19 protein-coding genes are annotated in these 20,613 nt (G+C 67.7%); 7 read left to right on the top strand and 12 right to left on the bottom strand.

Translation table 11 applies throughout. The annotated features are described in order from the left end of the window. Nucleotides 1–66: 66 nt before the first annotated feature. From rsmD to KBY86_RS09715, 7 genes are all read right to left on the bottom strand, one after another. The gene (gene rsmD, locus KBY86_RS09745) at nucleotides 67–687 is read right to left on the bottom strand and encodes a 16S rRNA (guanine(966)-N(2))-methyltransferase RsmD (protein WP_255140964.1); all 621 of its coding nucleotides are present in this window, start codon (nucleotides 685–687) and stop codon (nucleotides 67–69) included. After that, entirely contained in the window at nucleotides 684–1,313 is a 630-nt protein-coding gene (gene hisH / locus KBY86_RS09740) for an imidazole glycerol phosphate synthase subunit HisH (protein ID WP_255140963.1), read from the bottom strand. Before hisH ends, rsmD begins: the two co-directional genes overlap by 4 nt. Nucleotides 1,314–1,449: 136 nt before the next feature. Beyond that, on the bottom strand, nucleotides 1,450–2,604 hold the full coding sequence (locus tag KBY86_RS09735; RefSeq protein ID WP_255140962.1) for an LOG family protein: 1,155 nt from the start codon (nucleotides 2,602–2,604) through the stop codon (nucleotides 1,450–1,452). Between the two features lie 26 nt (nucleotides 2,605–2,630). Continuing rightward, nucleotides 2,631–2,954 carry a thioredoxin gene (gene trxA / locus KBY86_RS09730; protein ID WP_094510265.1) on the bottom strand — a complete coding sequence of 108 codons (324 nt, stop codon included), beginning with the start codon at nucleotides 2,952–2,954 and terminating at the stop codon, nucleotides 2,631–2,633. 246 nt (nucleotides 2,955–3,200) lie between these two features. Continuing rightward, entirely contained in the window at nucleotides 3,201–4,364 is a 1,164-nt protein-coding gene (locus KBY86_RS09725; protein WP_094510264.1) for a GuaB3 family IMP dehydrogenase-related protein, read from the bottom strand. 85 nt (nucleotides 4,365–4,449) lie between these two features. Next, entirely contained in the window at nucleotides 4,450–5,286 is an 837-nt protein-coding gene (locus tag KBY86_RS09720; RefSeq protein WP_255140961.1) for a CAAD domain-containing protein, read from the bottom strand. Nucleotides 5,287–5,394: 108 nt separating this feature from the next. Beyond that, nucleotides 5,395–6,549, bottom strand: a complete 1,155-nt coding sequence (locus tag KBY86_RS09715) for a homocysteine biosynthesis protein (RefSeq protein WP_094510262.1) — start codon at nucleotides 6,547–6,549, stop codon at nucleotides 5,395–5,397. A 96-nt stretch (nucleotides 6,550–6,645) separates the two neighbouring features. Between KBY86_RS09715 and gyrA the strand changes: the two genes are divergently transcribed. Further along, the gene (gene gyrA / locus KBY86_RS09710; protein ID WP_094510261.1) at nucleotides 6,646–9,333 is read left to right on the top strand and encodes a DNA gyrase subunit A; all 2,688 of its coding nucleotides are present in this window, start codon (nucleotides 6,646–6,648) and stop codon (nucleotides 9,331–9,333) included. Further along, nucleotides 9,330–10,559, top strand: coding sequence for a lycopene beta cyclase (gene crtL / locus KBY86_RS09705; RefSeq protein WP_255140991.1), 1,230 nt, complete (start codon nucleotides 9,330–9,332; stop codon nucleotides 10,557–10,559). Before gyrA ends, crtL begins: the two co-directional genes overlap by 4 nt. Nucleotides 10,560–10,611: 52 nt before the next feature. Here the strand turns inward: crtL and KBY86_RS09700 are convergent, their stop codons facing one another. After that, nucleotides 10,612–11,058, bottom strand: a complete 447-nt coding sequence (locus KBY86_RS09700; protein WP_094510259.1) for a universal stress protein — start codon at nucleotides 11,056–11,058, stop codon at nucleotides 10,612–10,614. Between the two features lie 172 nt (nucleotides 11,059–11,230). Next, nucleotides 11,231–12,802, bottom strand: a complete 1,572-nt coding sequence (locus KBY86_RS09695; protein ID WP_255100048.1) for a 1,4-alpha-glucan branching protein domain-containing protein — start codon at nucleotides 12,800–12,802, stop codon at nucleotides 11,231–11,233. 159 nt (nucleotides 12,803–12,961) lie between these two features. Here KBY86_RS09695 and KBY86_RS09690 point away from each other — a divergent pair, with 159 nt between their 5' ends. The 4 genes from KBY86_RS09690 (at nucleotide 12,962) to KBY86_RS09675 (ending at nucleotide 17,283) form a co-directional block, all read left to right on the top strand. Further along, the gene (locus KBY86_RS09690) at nucleotides 12,962–13,597 is read left to right on the top strand and encodes an NYN domain-containing protein (RefSeq protein WP_094510257.1); all 636 of its coding nucleotides are present in this window, start codon (nucleotides 12,962–12,964) and stop codon (nucleotides 13,595–13,597) included. 40 nt (nucleotides 13,598–13,637) lie between these two features. Continuing rightward, complete coding sequence (locus KBY86_RS09685) at nucleotides 13,638–15,260, top strand: 2-isopropylmalate synthase (RefSeq protein WP_094510256.1); 1,623 nt, start codon at nucleotides 13,638–13,640, stop codon at nucleotides 15,258–15,260. A gap of 17 nt (nucleotides 15,261–15,277) precedes the next feature. Next, nucleotides 15,278–16,120: a carbohydrate ABC transporter permease gene (locus tag KBY86_RS09680; RefSeq protein WP_255140990.1), complete on the top strand. Its 843-nt coding sequence runs from the start codon at nucleotides 15,278–15,280 to the stop codon at nucleotides 16,118–16,120. A gap of 155 nt (nucleotides 16,121–16,275) precedes the next feature. After that, entirely contained in the window at nucleotides 16,276–17,283 is a 1,008-nt protein-coding gene (locus KBY86_RS09675) for a sodium-dependent bicarbonate transport family permease (RefSeq protein ID WP_255099834.1), read from the top strand. A gap of 6 nt (nucleotides 17,284–17,289) precedes the next feature. Here KBY86_RS09675 and KBY86_RS09670 read toward each other — a convergent pair whose 3' ends face one another. Together KBY86_RS09670 and KBY86_RS09665 are read right to left on the bottom strand one after the other, a co-directional pair. Then, a complete protein-coding gene (locus KBY86_RS09670; protein WP_255140989.1) occupies nucleotides 17,290–17,637 on the bottom strand; it encodes a DUF6464 family protein in 348 nt (115 codons plus the stop codon). Nucleotides 17,638–17,642: 5 nt separating this feature from the next. Continuing rightward, nucleotides 17,643–18,398, bottom strand: coding sequence for a TerC family protein (locus KBY86_RS09665; protein ID WP_094510253.1), 756 nt, complete (start codon nucleotides 18,396–18,398; stop codon nucleotides 17,643–17,645). Between the two features lie 59 nt (nucleotides 18,399–18,457). On the opposite strand from KBY86_RS09665, the gene KBY86_RS09660 reads away from it, so the two are divergent. Then, complete coding sequence (locus KBY86_RS09660) at nucleotides 18,458–19,336, top strand: hypothetical protein (protein ID WP_255140960.1); 879 nt, start codon at nucleotides 18,458–18,460, stop codon at nucleotides 19,334–19,336. 418 nt (nucleotides 19,337–19,754) lie between these two features. Here KBY86_RS09660 and KBY86_RS09655 read toward each other — a convergent pair whose 3' ends face one another. Further along, complete coding sequence (locus KBY86_RS09655) at nucleotides 19,755–20,543, bottom strand: hypothetical protein (RefSeq protein ID WP_255140959.1); 789 nt, start codon at nucleotides 20,541–20,543, stop codon at nucleotides 19,755–19,757. Nucleotides 20,544–20,613 lie beyond the last annotated feature (70 nt).

The raw sequence follows: 20,613 nt of genomic DNA, 5'->3' as shown, positions 1-20,613 counted from the left end.
GGTGATCAGACCACTGGCTCAGGAGGCCAGCGGGTCCGGGACTCCCAGGCCATCACTCGCAGCCCCTCAAAGGCGCTCCGCTGGACCCTGTTCCATTGAGGATTCTGCGGGGCTCTCTTGCTGGCTAAGGGGCCTCAGCACCACCACTTCCGAGCTGCCGTAGCGGCGTTGCTGGCTCAGCTCCCAGCCGGGCGGTGCTTCAGGCACACGGCCGCTACCGCACTCCCAGACCAACAACCCGCCAGCGGCCATCCAACCGTGCTGAAGCACGGCTGCTGCGATCGGCTGGTGCAGCCCCGCGCCGTAGGGCGGATCCACATAGATCAGATCGAACGGCCCGCCAGCCGTACGGCAGGCGCCACCACCCTCCAGCCAGCGCGGCAACGGCCGGCAGAGCACCTCCACCGTCACCGGCCGCCTCAGCCCCGCACGCACCGTTTCCAGGTTGGTCCGAGCCGTGGCCGCCATCCCCCGGTCCTGATCCACCGCCACCACCGCCGCCACACCGCGCTGCAGCGCTTCGCAGCTCATCACCCCACTGCCGCAGCAGAGATCGAGCCAGCGCGCTCCCTCCAGCCGCGCGCTTAGCAGGTTCATCACCGCGAGCCGCACCCGCGAGGTGGTGGGTCTGGCCGCCGAACCCGCTGGGCTGATCAGCCGGCGGCCGCCACTGATCCGCAGGGTCATGCGGCGGCGTTCTCCACCCAGCCCAGCCAGCGGCGCAACATACGCTGACCCACCGGCCCGGATTTCTCCGGGTGGAACTGACAGGCCGCCACGTTCTGCTGCCAGACCGCGGCCGTGACCCGGGCATCGCCGTAGTCCACCTGGGCGGTGATGCAGGCGGCCTCCGAGGGATCGGCGGCGAAGGAATGCACGAAGTAGACCCAGGCAGGCGGCTGGTCCGCTGGCAGCAGCGGTGATGGCGCGCCCGGCAACAGCGGCGCCCAGCCCATGTGAGGAATCGGGTGATCGGGCGTGCGCGGCAGGGCCCGCACCCGTCCGGCCAGCAGACCCAGGCCCTCGCGCTCCCCCTCCTCACTGCTCTCGAACAGCAACTGCAGCCCCAGGCAGATCCCCAGCAGGCGTCCACCGGAGCCACACCAACCTTTGAGCGGTTCGATCAGATCCGCCTGCTCCAGCCGCTGCATGGCGGGGTCGAACGCGCCCACGCCCGGCAGGATCAAGGCATGGCAGGCCTGCATCGCGGCAGCGTCCTGCACGGGCACCACCTCGGCACCGAGGCGCTCGATCGCGCGGCGCACGGAATGGAGGTTGCCCATGCCGTAATCGATCAATCCGATCCGGCTCATGGCAGCGGACTCTCCAGTGAAGGCGAGCGAAACGCCGGCAGCTGTGTCCTGAGCAGCAGAAGCTGCAGGGGATCAGTCAGCAGCCGATGTGCCCCCGGCAGAAGAACTGGGGGAGGAAGAAAGAGAAGAAGGGCCATCAGGAAGTGAAGGTACAGCGACGTTGTTCTGGGTGGTGCGGTTCCGGCGCGCCCTGAATGTCGAGACCGTTGAGATGCTCGATCAGCTGATAGAGCCGGCCCACCTTGCGGTCGTTGAAATCGAAGCGCAGCGAAGGGCGGAGCTGATCGGAAAGATCGCAGACTTCATCGTGCTCGATCTGCCCGCTGTCCAGCAGATCAGCGAAACGCTGGTTCAGCACAGCCAGCTGCGCAGGCGTGAGCGGGGCGTGCAGCAGCAGCTCAAGGCGATCATCCACCAGCCTGGCTGTATGAAACACGCGGTAGAAGCGGCAAATCTGCACCATCGCCTCGGCGGCGCTGCTGGCTTCGCAGAAGAGGGCAGCATCCGCCTCACTCACCAGCCCACGATCGATCAGGTCGTGGCGGACCGTGTGCTGCCAGTTGGTCCAGAAGGGATCACCGGGAGGGGCCAGCAGCACCACGGGAATCGGAGCAATGCGGCCGGTCTGGATGAGCGTCAGCGACTCGAACAATTCATCAAGCGTGCCGAAACCTCCCGGCAGCACCACCAGCGCATCGCACTCGCGCAGGAAGAAAAGCTTGCGGGTGAAGAAGTAGCGGAAGTCGACCAGGCGATCGCTACGACCGGCGATGTAGGGATTGGGCTGCTGCTCGAACGGCAACTGCACGTTCAGGCCGAAACCGTGCTCGCTGCCGGCACCACGATTGGCCGCCTCCATCACACCGGCACCAGCGCCGGTGATCACATCGAAACCTGCCGCGATGGCACGGCCGGCCAATTCTTCGCTGAGCCTGTAGCAAGGGGTGCCCGGGGCGGTGCGGGCTGAGCCGAAGACCGTGACCTTGCGGGTGCGCCGGTGCTGCTCGAACATCTGCAGCGCCTGCTGGATGTCCTGAAGCGTGCCACTGATCAGCCCCCAATCTTCACCATCGGCGCCGCTACCGGCGATCCGCATCAAGGTGGCGATCGACCGATCGATCAGCAGCCGCTGGGGGTGGTTGCTGAGCTCTGGGGCTTGATGCTCCCACGCTCTCTCTGCCTCTGGCTGGCCGACACTGAAGGGCGGCGGAGTGGAGCCGACTGAGGGTTCCGCCGCCGTGGAGAGCGAAGGACGTGGATCCGGCGTGGCGGCGGAGGCAGGCTGCGACAACACGCCGGGAGGGGCGAGGGAAGAACTCAGAGGTATTTGGTGATGGTGCCGGAGAGGGTGTTCTTCGGCACGGCACCAACGACGGTGTCGACTTTCACACCACCCTTAAAGACCATCAGGGTGGGAATGCTGCGAATGCCGTACTGGCTGGCGACGTTGGGGTTTTCGTCGGTGTTGAGCTTGAAGACCTTGATACGGCCCTCGAATTCCTTGGCGATTTCATCGACGATCGGAGCGACCATGCGGCAGGGACCACACCAGGGAGCCCAGAAGTCCACCAGCACGGGCACATCACTCTTGAGCACATCCAGCTCAAAAGAGGCGTCGGTGACGGCAGTGGCGCTGGACATTCGAGGGAGGGACAAGGTTTTGCCAATGTAGCAACGGCCTTGGCATCATTCCCGGAACCGCCACCGAACGTTGGAAGAGAAAATGCCCGGACGCGCCGGGCGGGGTGGTGTGAGGAGTGTGCGAGCCGTAGCCCCCACGGCACGAGACTAGCCCCCGTCTCGGCCTGTCCAGCGGCGTCTCATTGCTGGAAAACCGCCGGAAAGTCCGCAGCGAATCGGGCAATGCGAAAGGGCTCTAAAAGGGCTCTACTTGCCCATGCCCAGCTGCTGGGCCTTCTGGTACACCTTGCCTTCGGTGAGCAGGGAAGGGGCGACCACCACCTCCACCTGCTGCATCTCACGCAGGGTGCGGGCGCCCAGGGTGCCCATCGATGTCTTGAGCGCGCCCAGCAGATTCTGGGTGCCGTCATCGAGGCTGGCGGGGCCACGCAGGATCTTCTCGAGGCTGCCCGTGGTGCCGACGCTGATGCGGGTGCCGCGGGGCAGCACCGGGCTCGGTGTGGCCATGCCCCAATGGAAGCCGCGGCCCGGTGCTTCGGCCGCCCTCGCGATCGGCGAGCCGATCATCACGGCATCGGCTCCGCAGGCGATGCACTTGCAGATGTCGCCGCCCGTGACGATGCCGCCGTCGGCGATCACCGGCACACGGCGCCCGGTTTCCCGCTCGTAATCGTCGCGGGCGGCGGCGCAGTCGGCGACAGCGGTGGCCTGGGGGATGCCCACCCCGAGCACCCCGCGGGAGGTGCAGGCGGCACCGGGGCCGATGCCCACCAGCACCCCGGCGGCACCGGCGCGCATCAGCTCCAGGGCCACGTCGTAGGTGACGCAGTTGCCGATCACCACCGGCACGCCCATGTCGCGGCAAAGGGTGGCGAGATCGAGCCGCTCGCGGCCCTCCGGGCCGATGTGCTCGGTGGACACCACCGTGGCCTGCACGAAGAAGAGATCAGCACCGGCTTCCGCCACAGCCTTGCCGAAGCGCAGCGCTGCCGCAGGGGTGGCACTGACTGCGGCGATACCGCCCTGTTCGCGGATCTCGGCGATGCGCCGACGGATCAACTCTTCCTGCACGGGCTGGCTGTACAGCTCCTGCATCAGGGGAACGAAATCCTCTTTGCCCACCGCCGCAATGCGGTCGAGCGCAGGGTTGGGGTCTTCGTAGCGGGTCTGGACGCCTTCGAGGTTGAGCACCCCCAGTGAGCCGAGGCGGGAGAGCTCAACGGCCATCGCCACATCCACCACCCCGTCCATCGCGCTGGCGATGATCGGAATCTCGCGGTCGATGCCTCCGAGGCTCCAGCGGCTGTCGGTGACCTCCGGGTCGACCGTGCGACCTCCGGGAACCAGAGCGATCTCGTCGATCCCGTAGGCACGACGGACGGTGCGCTTCCCGCCTAACTGAATGGTCACCGGTGGATGGTCGTCGCAGTCGGGCCAAGCTATCAACAGGCCTGTCAGCCTCCAGATCCAGCACGGCCCAGCCCGACGGGCGGCCTCAGTCGTTGCCGCGGAATGCGCGCCAACGCTGCTCCAGTGATGCGATCAGTTCCTGACGGTCGCTGCTGCGCACCAGGCGGGTGGCCGCAAAGCGGCTCAGCCAGATCACCCCGGCCAGCTCCAGCAGACCCGGCAGCAGGGGCAGGCTGTCGATCGCGCCGATCACGGCGCCGTAGAGGCGCAGCACCAGCACCAGGGCAAGCGCCAGAGCAACCGCACGCAAGGGCCCCTGGTACTGCACCAGCATCTGCTGGAGGCGTCCACTGCCGATCCATTCGCGCAGCTTGGCCAGCAGCAGGTCCCATTCGCCACCGCCCTCAGCGGTGTCCGGTGCGGCCGGCACATGCACGGTGGCCGCCACAGCGGGTTCAGGTGTGGGGGCTGGTGTGGGCTCCGGCAGGAGCTCGGCGGGCGTGGCAGGCGGTTCGTCAGAGGCTTGGCCACCTGCTCCAGTAGGTGCTGCAGCAAACGCGGCAGCGTTCACCGGGTCTGCAGCTGGCGACGCATCAACCGGAGCCGGCTGGGAGCCAACCACCGAATCCACGGGCGCGCCCGTGGGCAGGAGAGGAGAGACTTCAGCCTCCACTGCCGCCACAGGCTGGGTCAGCGGTTCAGGCTGCAGCATCGGCTCCGGGGCCGAGTGCCACATGGGCGCGGCATCAGCATCCGCGCCAACGACAGCGGCGGGGTCGGCTGGGGGCAGATCAGCGGGGTCGGCAACGCCGTGCTCCCCGCTGGTGGGCATGGGAGCGGCGACCTCCCCGACGGGCTCGTGCGCCGGCGGTTGCTCACCGGGAAGGAACGGCGCGTTGGAGGAAGCGGAAGGCTCGGTCATCGACTGCCAGAAAAACCGCACCGGGAGCCTACGGCGCTTCCGGCAGGGCGAGGCCTCGCTTCGGCAGACCGTTGCAGCAGGCCGGCACAGCAGCCCCTGGCAGGGCGATCAGCCCTCCAGAGGGATCAGGCCCGGGCGCGCCGACAGCGGCTCCAGCGGGCCGCGCAGCGGGAAGCGTCCCTGCCGCAGCAGCTCGATCAGGCAGGTGCCGATCTCCCGGGCCAGGCGCGGGCTGTGGGCCGGCGCGCAGGGGATGCGGCGACCATCCACCTGGATCTTGCCCGCCAGCAAGTGGCTGTAGGGCACAAAACCGAACCCGGGGCGAATACGGCGCGGGATCGAGAAATCGAGCACGGGCGCTTCCAGCTGGTCGTCGCCGATCGACGCCCGGCGGGCCACGGCGAGATCGAGCAGGGGCACGGGAACGGCGATCGGCACCATCAGGGCACTGCCGTGTCCCTCGAAGAAACAGGCGCGGATCCATTCGGGCCGCAGCCCGTGCAGGTCGACGCTCACGGCCGCGACCGCCCCTGGAGTGCGCGCATGCCCGCTGGGCAGCCGCCGCGTGCCGGGCTGATGCCCATGGCCGGCCCCGATCACCCAGCCCACCGCCCCAGCCACCAGCACGGGCGACCCCGGACCGAGCCAGGCCAGTGAGGGCATGGTGAGCCCGATACTGCTGCTTCCCGAACTGCTGTACAGGGCGTTGCCGTAGGGACCGAGCAGGGGTCCGTACGGGCTGCGCACCACTCCCTCTGCGCTGCTCACCGCCACCACCCCGTTTTCGGCGATGGCACGATGCAGGAGCAGGCGTGCTCCGCCCAGGCGCTCCAGCGAGAGGCGGCCCCGGTATTCGCGGCGCGGGTGGGAGGCGGTGGCCTCACCGGTGAGTGTCAGCTCCAGTTCAAGGCCGGCCAGCAGGGCATCCAGCACCTGGGCGCCCCCCTGGCGCAGCGGTTCGCCCAGCCCGCCGCCGATCGGCAGACACAGGCCCGCGGTGCCACCCGCCCCCTGGGCGAGCACCCCGTCGAGCCGGGCCTCACGGATGCGCAGAGGCGGATCCACCGGCCCGAGGCTGAGCTGCAACGTGGCCTGGTCGGTGAACTCCGCATTGGCGGCCACCACCACGTCGGTGGCGGCGTAGGCCGCTTCCAGGCCGCCTGTCGCCACCAGCACCCGGAAATCGGCGGCAGCAAGCACGCGCAGATCACCGCTGCGCTGGCGCTGCTGGAGATCGGCTTCGCTGCGGGGAGCCAGGGACATCGGCGGCCGGATCAAGGCTGAGGAGGGCGTCGGAAACCGGAACCGAACAAGGCGGCTGGGCCTCGATTAAAGTGGCTCACGGATAAGTGGTGAGAGATGGCGGACCCAACAGGACCCGGCGAGTCCGACGGGCGGATCATCCAAACCGACCTGCGAAACGAAATGTCGCGCTCCTATCTGGAGTATGCGATGAGCGTGATCGTGGGCCGGGCGTTGCCCGATGCCCGCGATGGCCTCAAGCCGGTGCATCGACGCATTCTCTATGCGATGTACGAACTCGGCCTCACCAGCGACAGGCCTTACCGGAAATGCGCCCGTGTGGTGGGCGAAGTGCTCGGCAAATACCACCCCCACGGCGACACCGCCGTGTACGACGCCCTGGTGCGCATGGCCCAGGACTTCTCCATGCGCATGCCCCTGATTGATGGGCACGGCAACTTCGGTTCGGTCGACAACGACCCACCGGCGGCCATGCGGTACACGGAATCGCGGCTGCAGGCCCTTACCACTGACAGCCTGCTGGAGGACATCGAGGCGGAAACGGTCGATTTCATCGACAACTTCGATGGATCACAGCAGGAACCCACCGTGATGCCGGCGCGGGTTCCTCATCTTCTGCTCAATGGGTCCTCAGGGATCGCGGTGGGCATGGCCACCAACATTCCGCCCCACAACCTCACGGAATTGATCGATGGGCTGCTGGCCCTGATCGACAATCCCGAGGTGGACGATCGCTCGCTGATGGCGATCATTCCCGGCCCGGATTTCCCCACCGGCGGCCAGATTCTCGGCCGCAGCGGCATCCGTGAAACCTATCTCACAGGCCGAGGATCGATCACCATGCGCGGTGTCGCGGCGATCGAAACACTTGAAGTCCCCGGTCGGCCAGATCGGGATGCGGTGATCATCACTGAGCTTCCTTATCAAACCAACAAGGCGGCGATGATCGAGCGCATCGCCGAGATGGTGAACGACAAGAAGCTCGAAGGCATCTCCGACATCCGCGACGAAAGCGATCGCGATGGCATGCGCATCGTGATCGAACTGCGGCGTGATGCCTATCCGCAGGTTGTGCTGAACAACCTGTTCAAGCTCACGCCGCTGCAGTGCAACTTCTCCGCCCACATGCTGGCGCTGGTGAATGGGGAGCCGATCCTGCTCACCCTGCGGCGCATGTTGCAGGTGTTCCTCGATTTCCGCATCGAAACGATCGAGCGACGCACCCGTTATCTGCTGCGCAAGGCCGAAGAGCGCGACCACATCCTGCTGGGCCTGCTGCTGGCGCTCGAGCAGCTCGATCCGATCATCGCCCTGATCCGCGCCGCCGCCGACACCGCCACAGCACGGCAACAGCTGCAGGAGCGCCACGGCCTCAGCGAGATCCAGGCGGACGCCATCCTGCAGATGCAGCTGCGCCGGCTCACCGCGCTGGAAGCCGACAAGATCCGGCTCGAGCACGAGGATCTGGTGGCCAAGATCACCGACTACAAGGACATCCTTGGCCGGCGTGAACGGGTGCTGGGCCTGATCCGGGAGGAGATCGGCAAGATCCGCGCCCGCTACGACTCCCCCCGTCGCACCGAGATCCTCGATCTCGAAGGCGGCCTCGAGGACATCGACCTGATCGCCAATGAGCGCTCGGTGGTGTTACTCACCGAGAACGGCTACCTCAAGCGCATGCCGGTGAGCGAATTCGAGGCCACCAGCCGCGGCACCCGTGGCAAGGCCGGCACCCGCAGCCAGGGAGAAGAAGCGGTGCGGCTGTTCATCAGTTGCAACGACCATGACACCCTGCTGCTGTTCAGCGACCGGGGCGTGGTGTATGCCGTGCCCGCCTATCGCATCCCGGTGGGCAGCCGCGCTGCCAAGGGAACCCCCGTGGTGCAGTTGCTGCCGATTCCACGGGAAGAGCAGATCACCACGCTGCTCGCGGTCAGCGCCTTCGAAGACAACGTGCAGCTGCTGATGCTCACCAGCGGCGGCTATATCAAGCGCACCCGTCTTTCGGCCTTCGCCAACATCCGCTCCAATGGCTTGATCGCGATCGGGCTGGAGGAAGGCGACGCCCTGCGCTGGGTGCGTCTGGCCCTGCCGGGCGACAGCGTGCTGATCGGCTCGCTCAGGGGCATGACGATCCACTTCCGCCTCACCGACGGGGAACTGCGTCCGCTGGGCCGCACCGCCCGCGGCGTGCGGGCGATGGCACTGCGCGCCGGCGACGAACTGGTGAGCATGGATGTGCTGCCGGCCGAGCTGGCCGACCGCATCGCCAGCAGCAGCGCGGAGGAGGACGGCGACGAAGCCGATGGGGATGCCGACGCCGAAGTGGCGGTGAGCGAAGGACCCTGGGTGCTGGTGGCCTCCGCCAGTGGCCTGGGCAAGCGGGTCCCGGTGAACCAGTTCCGCCTGCAGCGGCGCGCCGGTCTGGGGCTGCGCGCGATCAAATTCCGTCGCGATGGTGATGTACTCGTGGGGCTCAAGGTGCTCGGCTCCGGCGAAGAGCTGATGCTGGTCAGCGAAAAGGGGGTGATCGTGCGGATGCCCTCCGACGCCATTCCGCAGCAGTCACGGGCCGCCACGGGGGTGAAGCTGCAGCGGCTCGATGCCGGCGACCGGCTCACGGAAGTGGTGCTGGTGCCGCCTGCCGCCGAAGACGACGGCAGCGAAACGCTGGAGCCTGTCAGCGACACCCTGGCCCTCACCGCCGAAAGCGTGGCGCCCACCGGCGAACCCATGGAACGCACCGATGAAGCCGCGGAACTGACCGGCGAGGAAGACAGCTGAGCGCCGACGTCCTGCTGATCGGCTCCGGCCCGGCCGCTCTGGCCATCGGCGCCGAACTGTGCCGACAGGGGCTGGAGGTGGAGGCCCTGGCCGCCACCGATCCGCTCAGCCCCTGGCAGAACACCTATGGCATCTGGGGCCGGGAACTCGATGCCCTCGGCCTCGGCGATCTGCTCGGGCATCGCTGGTCGGATTGCGTGGCCGATTTCGGGGCGGGCCCCCTGGCCCTGCATCACGACTACGGCCTCTTCGATCGCCAGCGGCTGCAGCGGCACTGGCTCGAGGCCTGCGCCGGACAACTCCGCTGGCATCGCGGCCAGGCGACGGCCATCCGCCATGAGTCCCACAGCTCGGTGGTCACCACCGCCGAGGGCACCAGCCTGACGGCCCGGCTGGTGGTGGATGCCAGTGGCCATGCGCCGGTGTTCGTCCGCCGCCCCGAGCGCGGCCCGGTCGCCCAGCAGGCCGCCTTCGGCCTCGTGGGCCGCTTCTCCGCCGACCCTGTGGCGGAAGGGCAGTTCGTGCTGATGGATTACCGCAACGATCACCTCAAGGCAGAGGAGCGGCTGGAGCCGCCCACCTTCCTCTACGCGATGGACCTGGGGCAGGGGGAGTTCTTCGTGGAGGAAACCTCCCTCGCCCTCGCCCCGCCGCTCTCGTTCGACCTGCTGGAGCGGCGTCTGCACCAACGGCTGGCCCACCGGGGCATCCAGGTGGAGCAGGTGCGGGAAACGGAGCGTTGCCTGTTCCCGATGACTCTGCCGCTGCCGGATCTGACCCAGCAGGTGGTGGGTTTCGGTGGGGCCGCCAGCATGGTGCACCCCGCCTCGGGCTACATGGTGGGGGGGCTGCTGCGCCGCGCCCCCGGCCTGGCGGCCGCGATTGCCGCCGGCCTGGCCAACCAGACCACCTCCTCACGCGAAGTGGCGCAGCAGGCCTGGCAGACGCTCTGGTCTGCCAAGCTGGTGCGCAAGCAGGCGATCTACCGTTTCGGGCTCGAAAAGCTGATGCGCTTCTCGCACGCGGAGCTCTGCCACTTCTTCGACACCTTCTTCCATCTGCCCCAGCCGCAGTGGACCGGTTTTCTGGCCAACACCCTCACCGTGCCGCAGCTGGTGCAGGCGATGCTGGGCCTGTTCGGGCAGGCCCCCAGCGATGTTCGGCTCGGCCTGATGCTGCCGCAGGGCAAGGAGCTGGCCCTGGCCTGGCGGGCACTGGCGGGCTGAAACTGCTGGGCTGACACTCCCGAGCCGAGACTTTGGGCTGACCCTGACGGGATCAGCGGAACACCAGCACTGGCTGCTTGGCCTGGGCGAGCACGCGCTGCGTCTGACTACCGATCAGCAGCCCGGTGAGGCCGCGCCGCCCATGCGAGGCCATGAAGATCAGGTCACAGCCGTGGCGGTCCGCCGCCGCCAGGATCGCCTCCGACGGCGAGTCGTTGACCACGCTTTCGCTCGCCGCCTCCACGCCTTCCTCTGCGGCGAGGCTCATCACCTCCGCCAGGGCCCGCTGGGAAGCCTCCCTGCCCACGTCCTCGATTTCCTGCAGGGTGCTGGGCTGGATCCATTCACCGGCGCCGTAGGTGAGCCCAAGCGGCGCATTGGCCCGCACGTTGAGGACGGTGAGGCGGGCTCCGGCCTCACGGGCGAAACGGCAGGCGGCAGCAGCGGCGGCCAGCGAAAGCCGGGAGCCGTCGGTGGGAACGAGCAGATGCTGAAACATGGCCAAACTCCACGCAGAGCGGAACGGCTCCGCTCTGATTCGAGCACGGGTTGTGGGCCCTGGTCAGTGGGCTGCGGGCTGTGCGTTCTGGCCTCTGAGCTGCGAGCGCTAGCCCTCGGGCGGCGGTGAGGGGTGTCGGCTGTGTTCTGCGAGCCTCGGGCCGTTGGCCGGGCTAACGCGGCGGCCGTGTGGCCCAGTCGGCGGCGTTGATGAGCGGGAACAGCGGATCTTCCCGTTCCACCGCCGCCAGCCAGCCACCGGGGGGATCGTTGCCGCTGTCGATCGCCGCCAGCAGGCGCCAGAAGCGATCCAGGTGCGTGCGGATCCGCTCCTTCGCCAGTTCGGTGGTGGTGCCGGCCCTGAGAATGAAGCTCCAGTCGGAGGACTGGGCCAGCAGCAGCTCACGGCCCGCCTGGTTGAGGCGCTGGAGCTGGGAGGCACTGCCCACCCCCCGGTTCACCCGCTCCACCATGGCCGCCGAGGCCCGGTTCCACTCGGGCACCACCCAGGCATTGCTTTCGTTGAGCCAGTAGTGGTGGTACCCCCCCTGGCCCCAGCTGGAGGGGGAGGGGCGGCAGATCTGCAGCCCGTCTCCGCGGCGCAGCACATCGCGCAGGGTGGTGAAACCGATGCCGAGGGCAGGCGCCTGCAGGAAAAGCTGGGCCAGGAAGCGGGGCCCCTCGTACCACCAGTGGCCGAACAGCTCCGCATCGAACGGCGCCACCAGCAGCGGTGGCCGGTCCATGGCGCTGCTCAGATGGTCAAGCTCCCCGGCGCGCCCGCGCAGATAGGTGGCGGCGTGCTCATCGGCCCGCTGCTCGGCCGGCCCCGGCAGGTAGGGCAGCTTCCGCTCCAGTGGCGTGCCCCTGGCGGACACCCGGTGCAGCTTGAGACCGAGCGGCCGGGGCGTCTCGATTCCCACCGCGGTGAGGGCCTCGCTGGAGAGATCCCAGCCCAGATCCCGGTGGAATTCCCGGTAGGCGCCATCGCCTGGGTATCCCTCCGAGGCCGACCACACCGGCAGGGTGGAGGCCCCATCACGGGCGAAGAAGGCCACCCCAGCGGGCGAACAGATCGGGGCATACACGCCATAGCGCGGACGGGGCAGGGCGTGCAGCAGCCCATGGGCATCGAGCACCGCGTAGCGCAGACCGCAGGCCACCAGCTGCTGATCGAGCCCTTCGAAGTAGGCGCACTCCGGCAGCCAGATCCCCTGCGGGCGTGCGCCCAGCAGCCGCTCATGTTCCCGGATGGCGGTGAGCAGCTGGGCTCGCACCGCCTCGGGGGTGGCCCGCAGCAGCGGCAGGTAGCCGTGGGTGGCGGCACAGGTGAGCAGGTCGACCACGCCCAGCTGCCAGAGCCGCTGGAAACGAGCCAGCAGATCACCGCCGCAGGCCTGCCACTGCTGGCGTGTGTGGGTGAGCTGGGCCTCCAGGGCCTCGGCCGCCTCCAGATGCGGGGGCAGCGCCAGTGGCAACAACGCCAGGCGTTGATCAAGCCAGGCGGGGAAACGGGCCTGCAGGTCAGGCGCGCTCAGCAGCGACAGAAGCGTGGGGGAAAGGCCGAGGGTGAGACGGGGCGCCTGGGCGGGATCCTCAGAGGCAGCTTCGAGCAACTCGAGCAGCGGCAGGTAGCTCTCCAGCAGTGCCTGGAAGAACCAGTCTTCCTCCAGCGAGCCGGGCTGGCTGCTGCGGACGTATGGGAGATGGGCATGGAGGACCAGGGCCAGTTCGCCTGTGGCCATTGCCATTCCAGCCGTTCACGGGAGTGTACGGGGACGGTTCCACCACGACGCCCTCCGCCACGAGCTTCGCCATGAAAATGGTCAGCGGCGCGGTCGGGGTCGGCGGGGGCACAGCTGGCAGAGGGCGGTCTCTACAGTTTTTGTTTAACGAAACGAGTGATGCGTCGCTGTCTGGCAGTTGACGGGCACGGCATGTTCTACGCCCAGCAGAAGCTCGGCTGGTTCTTCGATCCACGCCGCCTGCTGGAGCTGGCCGCGGAAGGCGTCACGGATCTTGGCAGCGCCTTCTGGTACACGGGGCTGAAGGACCCCACTGACCAACGCCCCTTCAGGGACGCACTCACCAGCCTGGGCTTCACCGTGCGAACCAAACCGCTGCGGGAGTTCGGCACCGACCCCGACCAGCGGCAGTTCGCCCGCGCCAACCTTGATGTGGAGATCTGCCTCGACCTGATGGCCGTGGCCCACCGCACCGATGAGCTGTGGCTGATGAGCGGAAGCCGCGACCTTGAACGGCTGGTGGAGATGCTCCGCGCCCAAGGCCTGAAGATCACCTTGATCAACGCCGATGGCATGGTGCCGCGCGAGCTGCGCAATGCGGTGGATCGCTTCATCGACCTCGGCAAGCTCAAGCCCCAGCTCGAGAAGATGGAAGCCGTCCAGGCACCGGTGTTCCAGCGCAGCATCCCGGAGGCTTCTCCGCGATCGGAACCGGTGCGCCACCAGGTGATCCGCCCGGACGCTGCCTCCCTTGAGCCCTCACCTCGGGAAGTGGTGATCGGACCCTCGGTCTAGGATCCCCCCTAACACGTACTCACTTCGACCTGCAGCGGCCATGGCCAAGGATCCCGGCCGGGTTCTGATTTTTGACACCACCCTGCGGGATGGTGAGCAATCGCCGGGGGCCAGCCTCAACCTCGAGGAAAAGGTGGCCATCGCCCAGCAGCTGGCGCGCCTACGGGTCGACATCATCGAAGCGGGCTTCCCCTTCGCCAGCACGGGCGATTTCAACGCCGTGCACCGCATCGCCGAAACCGTCGGCACCGCCGACGGCCCGGTGATCTGCGGGCTTGCCCGGGCTACGCGCGGCGACATCAAGGCCTGCGCGGATGCGGTGGCGCCGGCGGCGCGGCGGCGCATCCACACCTTCATCGCCACCAGCGACATCCACCTGGAGCACAAGCTGCGCAAGAGCCGGCCCGAGGTCGTGGACATCGCCGCCGAGATGGTGGCCTATGCCCGCTCCCTGGTGGAGGACGTGGAGTTCTCCTGCGAAGACGCCGGCCGCAGCGACCCGGAGTTCCTCTACGAAGTGATCGAAGCCGCCATCGCCGCCGGTGCCACCACGATCAACATCCCCGACACCGTGGGCTATGCCACTCCGGCGGAATTCGGTGCCCTGATCGCCGGCATTGATCGCCACGTTCCCAACATCGCTCAGGCGGTGATCTCTGTGCACGGCCACAACGACCTGGGGCTGGCCGTGGCCAATTTCCTTGAGGCGGTCAAGAACGGCGCCCGCCAGCTCGAATGCACGATCAACGGCATCGGTGAACGGGCCGGCAATGCTTCACTCGAGGAACTGGTGATGGCGCTGCATGTGCGCCGCGCCTACTTCAACCCCTTCCTCGGCCACGACCCCGCCAGCACCGAGCCGCTCACCGGCGTGCGCACCGAGGAGATCGCCAAGACCTCCCGGCTGGTGTCCAACCTCACCGGCATGGCGGTGCAACCCAACAAGGCGATCGTGGGGGCCAACGCCTTCGCGCACGAATCCGGCATCCACCAGGACGGTGTTCTCAAGAACCGCCTCACCTACGAAATCATCGACGCCCGCACGATCGGTCTGAGCAGCACCCGGCTGTCGCTCGGCAAGCTGAGCGGCCGCAGTGCCTTCCGCGCCCGGCTGGAGGAGCTCGGCTACGGCCTCGAGCGCGAAGACCTCGACGACGCCTTCGCCCGCTTCAAGGAGCTGGCCGACCGCAAGCGCGAGATCACCGACCGGGATCTTGAGGCGATCGTCAGCGAGCAGGCCCAGCAGCCTGACGCCCAGTACACGCTGAAGTTGGTGCAGGTGAGCACCGGCACCAACCTGCAGCCCACCGCCACGGTCACCCTGGTGACGGCCGATGGCGCCGAGCTCACCGGCGCCGCCATCGGCACAGGCCCGGTGGACGCGGTCTGCCAGGCGCTCAATGCGCTGGCACGCGTGCCCAACGAGCTGGTGGAGTTCAGCGTCAAGTCGGTCACCGAGGGCATCGATGCGATGGGGGAGGTCACCATCCGGCTGCGCCACCAAGGGGTGCTCTATTCCGGCCACGCCGCCGACACCGACATCGTGGTGGCTGCCGCCCAGGCCTTCATCCACGCGCTCAACCGGCTGGTGCAGGGCACCGAACGGCTGCCTCTTCACCCCCAGCGCGCACCGCTGCCGGTGGCGGAACGCCCCCGCCTGTGAGCCGCTCTCCCCGCAGGCTGCAGCCCCAGCGGAGCGCGGGGCTGCCGTGGCTGCCGGCCCTGCAGCTCGGGCTGCTGCTGCTGGTGGCCCTGATGGTGCTGGTGCCGCTGCTTTGGCTGGTCAGCACGTCCTTGAAGGGTCCGGCCGAAGACATCTTCGCCTCGCCTCCGTCGTTGTTTCCAGCGCAGCCCAGCCTGGCGGCCTATGGGCGCCTGTTCGCTGAACATCCGCTGGGCCTTTACCTGTTCAACAGCACGGTGGTGAGCCTGCTGGCAGTGGTGGGCAACCTGCTGTTCTGCTCCCTGGCGGCCTACCCACTGGCGCGGATGCGCTTCGCCGGCCGTGGCCTGGTGCTGGCGCTGGTGGTGGCCACGATCCTGATTCCGTTCCAGGTGGTGATGATTCCGCTCTATCTGTTGATGGTGCAGCTGGGCCTGCGCAACACCCTGCTGGCCTTGATCATTCCCCAGGCCGCCACCGCCTTCGGCATCTTTCTGCTGCGGCAAAGCTTCATCGGGGTGCCCGTGGAGCTGGAAGAGGCTGCCCGCATCGACGGCTGCACGCCGCTGGGTGAATGGTGGAACGTGATGATTCCCGCGGCCCGGGCCGATCTGATCACCCTGGCGATGTTCGTGTTCATCGGCACCTGGAGTGATTTTCTCTGGCCCTTGATCATCCTCGATGATCCGAATCTCTATACACTGCCGCTCGGATTACAGCAGCTTGCCAGCAGCTTCTCCCTCGACTGGCGGCTTGTGGCTGCGGGTTCAGTGGTGTCGATCCTGCCAGTTTTGGTGCTGTTCATTGCGCTTCAACGTTATATCCTTCCCAGCTCCAGCGGCGATGGTGTGAAGGGTTGAATCCAGCGCTCGCTTTTCCGGCACTCGCTGTCCCTTCGCTCACGATTACGGCGCTCACAATTCGATCCCCCACCATCACCGGTCGCCAGGATCCCGGCGCCCAGGCCCAGACCTGTAGCCTGCCGGTGCGCCATTGATCGATCACGGGAACCTCGATGCAGACCGGACTGATTCTGCAGAATCTGCTCTCTCCGCCGGTTCTTTTCTTCGCTCTTGGGGTGATTGCGGTGCTGGTGCGATCGGATCTGGAGATTCCCGCCCCCCTGCCCAAGCTCTTCTCGCTGTATCTGCTGCTGGCGATCGGCTTCAAAGGAGGGGTGGAGCTGCAACACAGCGGCCTGGGCGTGCAGGTGATCGCCACGATCGCCGCAGCTGTGGTGATGTCGGCCGTGGTGCCGCTCTACAGCTTCCTCGTGCTCAGGCGGCAGTTCGACGCCTCCAATGCGGCCGCTGTGGCCGCCACCTACGGCTCGATCAGTGCCGTCACCTTCATCACCGCCGAAACTTTTCTGGTGGTGTCTGACATCCCCCATGACGGCTTCATGGTGGCGGCCCTGGCGCTGATGGAATCACCGGCCATCATCGTGGGGTTGCTGTTGGTGAAACTCACCAGTCATCAACGCCACGCCGGCGGCATCGGCACGGGCGTGGCCTGGGGCAGCTTGCTGCATGAAGCCTTCCTGAACAGTTCGGTGCTGCTGTTGATCGGCAGTCTGGTGATCGGCCTGCTGGTGGCGGCCTTCAGCCCCTTGGGGGTGGAAACAATGGAGCCCTTCACCGGCAAGCTGTTTTACGGCGCCCTCAGCTTCTTTCTGCTCGATATGGGCATCGTGGCGGCACAGCGGCTCGGCGATCTGCGGCGCGCCGGCAGCTACCTGATCGCCTTCGCCGTGCTGATGCCGCTCTTCAATGCTGCGGTGGGCCTGCTGCTGTCCCGTTGGCTGGGCCTGCCGCAGGGAAATGCGCTGCTGTTCATGGTGCTGTGCGCCAGCGCCTCCTACATCGCCGTTCCCGCTGCCATGCGGATGACCGTGCCGGAAGCAAACCCAAGCCTGTATATCTCCAGCGCCCTGGGTGTCACCTTCCCCTTCAACATCGTCGTGGGGATCCCGCTTTACATGGCAGTGGTGCAGCGCTTCATCCCGCTGACTGTGCTCCCATAAAGCGGCTCACACAGGAGCACGGTGCAGGCAGCGCTCGCAGGGGCCTTCAGGCAAGACGGCGCAGCGCAGCAGCGGGGAGCGGGCATTGAAGCGGCAGCTGGGGTCGCCGATCACCCAGTGGTTGTTCCACCAGGTGGCATCCACCGGTTGCCGTTGTGGTTTGACCTGCAGCGCCACCTCGGTGAGCTCGTAGCGTCCGTTGCGGAGCTGGTAGCGGTGGTGGCGTTGCAGCACCAGAAACGAACGCTCACCCCGCTCGATCCAACGGCCCGGCTGGGGCACCTCGCCCAGATGGGCCACCTCGAAGCGTTCCAGTAACCGCTCGGTGCCGGCCTGGCGCAGATCCACGTGCAGGGGCGTCAGGGGCTGACCTCCCCGGTCTGCTGCTCACTGCGCTGCGAGAACCCCCAGACGAACAGGCAGGCCACCACCAGCAGCAGCGCCCATTCGGGGGGAACGATCTGGGGCAGGGCCAGGCGCAGCAGCAGGCGCACGCCCACCAGACCCACGGCCAGATAGCCGGCCCGCTCCAGATGCCGGTACTCCTCCAACCAGCGGATGAACAGACCGGCCGTGAGGCGCAGGGCCACTACACCGATCACGCCGCCGGTCATCACCAGCCACAGCCGGTCGCTGACCGCCACCGCCGCCGCGACGCTATCGAGCGAGAAGGCCAGATCGGTGACCGCCAGCGTGGCCACCACGGAGCCCAGGGTCTGACCGTGGAGCCGCTGGACCGCCGGTTCCACGTGGCTGATAGCTGCAGCGCCTGCCGCTTCACCGCCGGCCTCGCTGGATCCGGCCAGGTTGGTGATGCACAGCCAGAGCAGGTAGACCGCCGCCAGCAACTGCAGCGGCCAGAAGACCAGCACCCAGCGGGCCGCCACGATCAGGGCCATCCGGAACACCAAGGCCAACAGCAGGCCGAGGTTGAGGGCGCGCCGCTGGCGGGCCGGATCGTCGAGGTGACGCGCGATGGCGGCCAGGGCGATGGCGTTGTCCGCGGAGAGCACGGCCTCCATCGCCACCAGCAGGGGAAGCAGCAGCAGAATCTCCCCCCACTGGTCTGCCGATTGCAGCAGCGGTGTGAGTGACTCGATCGACTCCGCTTCCATAGGCAGTGGCGGCGCGCGAATCGGTCACTCTAGGAAAGCCAAACCAAGCGCGAGCCGGGATGCAGCTGCAGGCGGAACTGGTGCACGCCGAACCCGGACAGCGGGTGGTGAAGGTGAGCGCCTGGGACCAGGGCGCCCTGATCGGCAGCGCTCTGGGCGAGGCCGCCACGGCGGAACTGGCGGAAGACCGCGCCATCGAGCGCCTGCAGAGGCGATGGTCCCCGAGCGGCGCCACTGCCCTCGCCAGGCCGGAGCCGGTGGGTGCGGCGAAGGCACCACCCCAGAAGCCAGCCATCAGCGCGGTTGAGGCAGAGCAGCCGCTGTTGGCGCTGAGCCGTGGGGGTGCGCCGGCGCAGGCGGCAGTGATGCCTGTGGTTTCACACACTCCGCTTCCAGCGCCACCCGCCCAGGCTCCTGTGCCCATGGAGGCGTCCCCGGCACCCGATCAGGCTTGCGCCTCGCCGGCCACACCAGCAGCGCCAGCCCATGCCTCTGCGGCGCCCACGCCCCAGGGCCTTTCCCCATCGGAGCCGGAGGTCACAGCCGATCCCGAAGACTGGAGCGATGAACTGGCGCAGGTAGAGCTGGAACTCAAGCGACTGGGATGGGGCCGGGAGGAGGAAGCGGCGTACCTGGCGCGGGCCTTCAACCATCCGAGCCGCAGCCGCCTGGTGCGCTACCTGGATCTGATGGGCTATCTGAATGCCCTGCAGCAACTGGCACCCGGCAGCAGGCCGGAGCAAGCCGCCACACCCCTGCGTCGCCGCGACCTGCTGGATCAGAGCGACCAGCTGCTCGGCCAGCTGCAGTGGGGAGCGGCAGAGGGGCGCCTCTTCCTGGAGCGGCATTTTCAGCTCAACAGCCGCCAGCAGCTCAATGATCAGCAGCTGCTGCAGTTCAACATGCTGCTGGAAGATCAACTGGCCACCAGAGCATGAACGCCTAACCCGGTCCGGCGATAGGCACGGGCACACCGCGGCCCCGCGGTGCTGCGGGCTCTGGATTCCAGAGATACAGCGAGCGGAGGCCGGCGTTGGAGATGACAAAGCGCTTGTCATGAGGCTTTCTCGACAGGCGGGTCGCCAGCGGGAGAGCTCTCCTGCGGATGGGCTCGGTTGCACGGGCTTCACCTTGAACACCGTTCCCGTGCCGGCCCCCTTGCCGGTCCCGGGCGCAGGCATCGCCTTCGGCTGGAGCCGGACCATCAGGCGGCGCCTCAGCTCCCGTTCCCGGCGATACTTCCTGCTTGGCAGGAGCCAGAGCGCCATTGCAGTGGGTGCCCCGCCGCAGTGCGGATCCCTTCCAACTGAATCCAGAGTCCGCTGCCCCAAGCTCAGTGGAACCGCTGCCGGCCGCTCAGCTGGGCCAGGCAGTTGACCAACCCACCGGTGGGCGGCATTCCTGGCTGATCAGGCCGGCCCCCTTCTCCAGCTGGTCCTGGTTGGCATAGGCCTCCTGCTCGAGCTGGCGCTCCAGGGGCGAGAGATTGGCGTAGATCGGGTCGTTGAGCTGCCCCTGGGCCTGGGGCCTGGCGGTAATGGAGAGCCCAAGCTGCTTGGGCGGGGCCGACACCCCCCCGCGGCGGCAGCTCTGCGCCACATGGATGGCCTCATGGTTCAGCACCAAAGCAAAGGTGGCGCTGCCCTGGTCCACCACCTCCGGCTTGATGCGGATGGTGCGGGCGGCAGGGTCCCACTCACCGGCGGCGCCGGCCTTGCGGGGCGGGCCCAGCACCACCCGTACCCCCACCCGCTGCAGCTGATCGAGCAGATCGCGGATCGCCTGCCGCTCGCGCTCGAAGCGCGGCGGATCGAGCATCAGCGCGCGGATCTGCTCGATCGAGAGCTTTGGGTCTCCCTCGCGGCGGCGGTAGCGGTAACGCACACCGCCGTCAGGCAGCACCTCGGCCTGCGGCTGCCAGTCGACATCGGCCTGCTCCAGCCGCGCCATCAGATCGCCGGCCATGAAGGCATCAACGGCCACATCGCCCGGCCGCAGGGGGGCCGGGGGCCGGGCGAACAGCGTGTCCGACACCTGAAACGGCAGCGCTTCCAGTGCGCCGAGGGTTTCGCCCCTGCGGTCGGGCGGCGCCACCGCCAGGCCCGCCAGCAGCAGACCAGCGGCCAACAGCGTCAGCGGCAGCACGGGAGCGCCCGATCCACGCGGGGGATGGTGCCGGCTCACTCCCAGAGATCAACGTGACCTTCATGATGGT

Origin of the sequence: Synechococcus sp. Lug-A (assembly GCF_024345655.1) — a bacterium.
Taxonomy (GTDB): domain Bacteria; phylum Cyanobacteriota; class Cyanobacteriia; order PCC-6307; family Cyanobiaceae; genus MW101C3.
The sequence above is the reverse complement of the archived record's forward strand: the minus strand, read 5'-3'. Positions and strand labels throughout refer to the sequence as shown.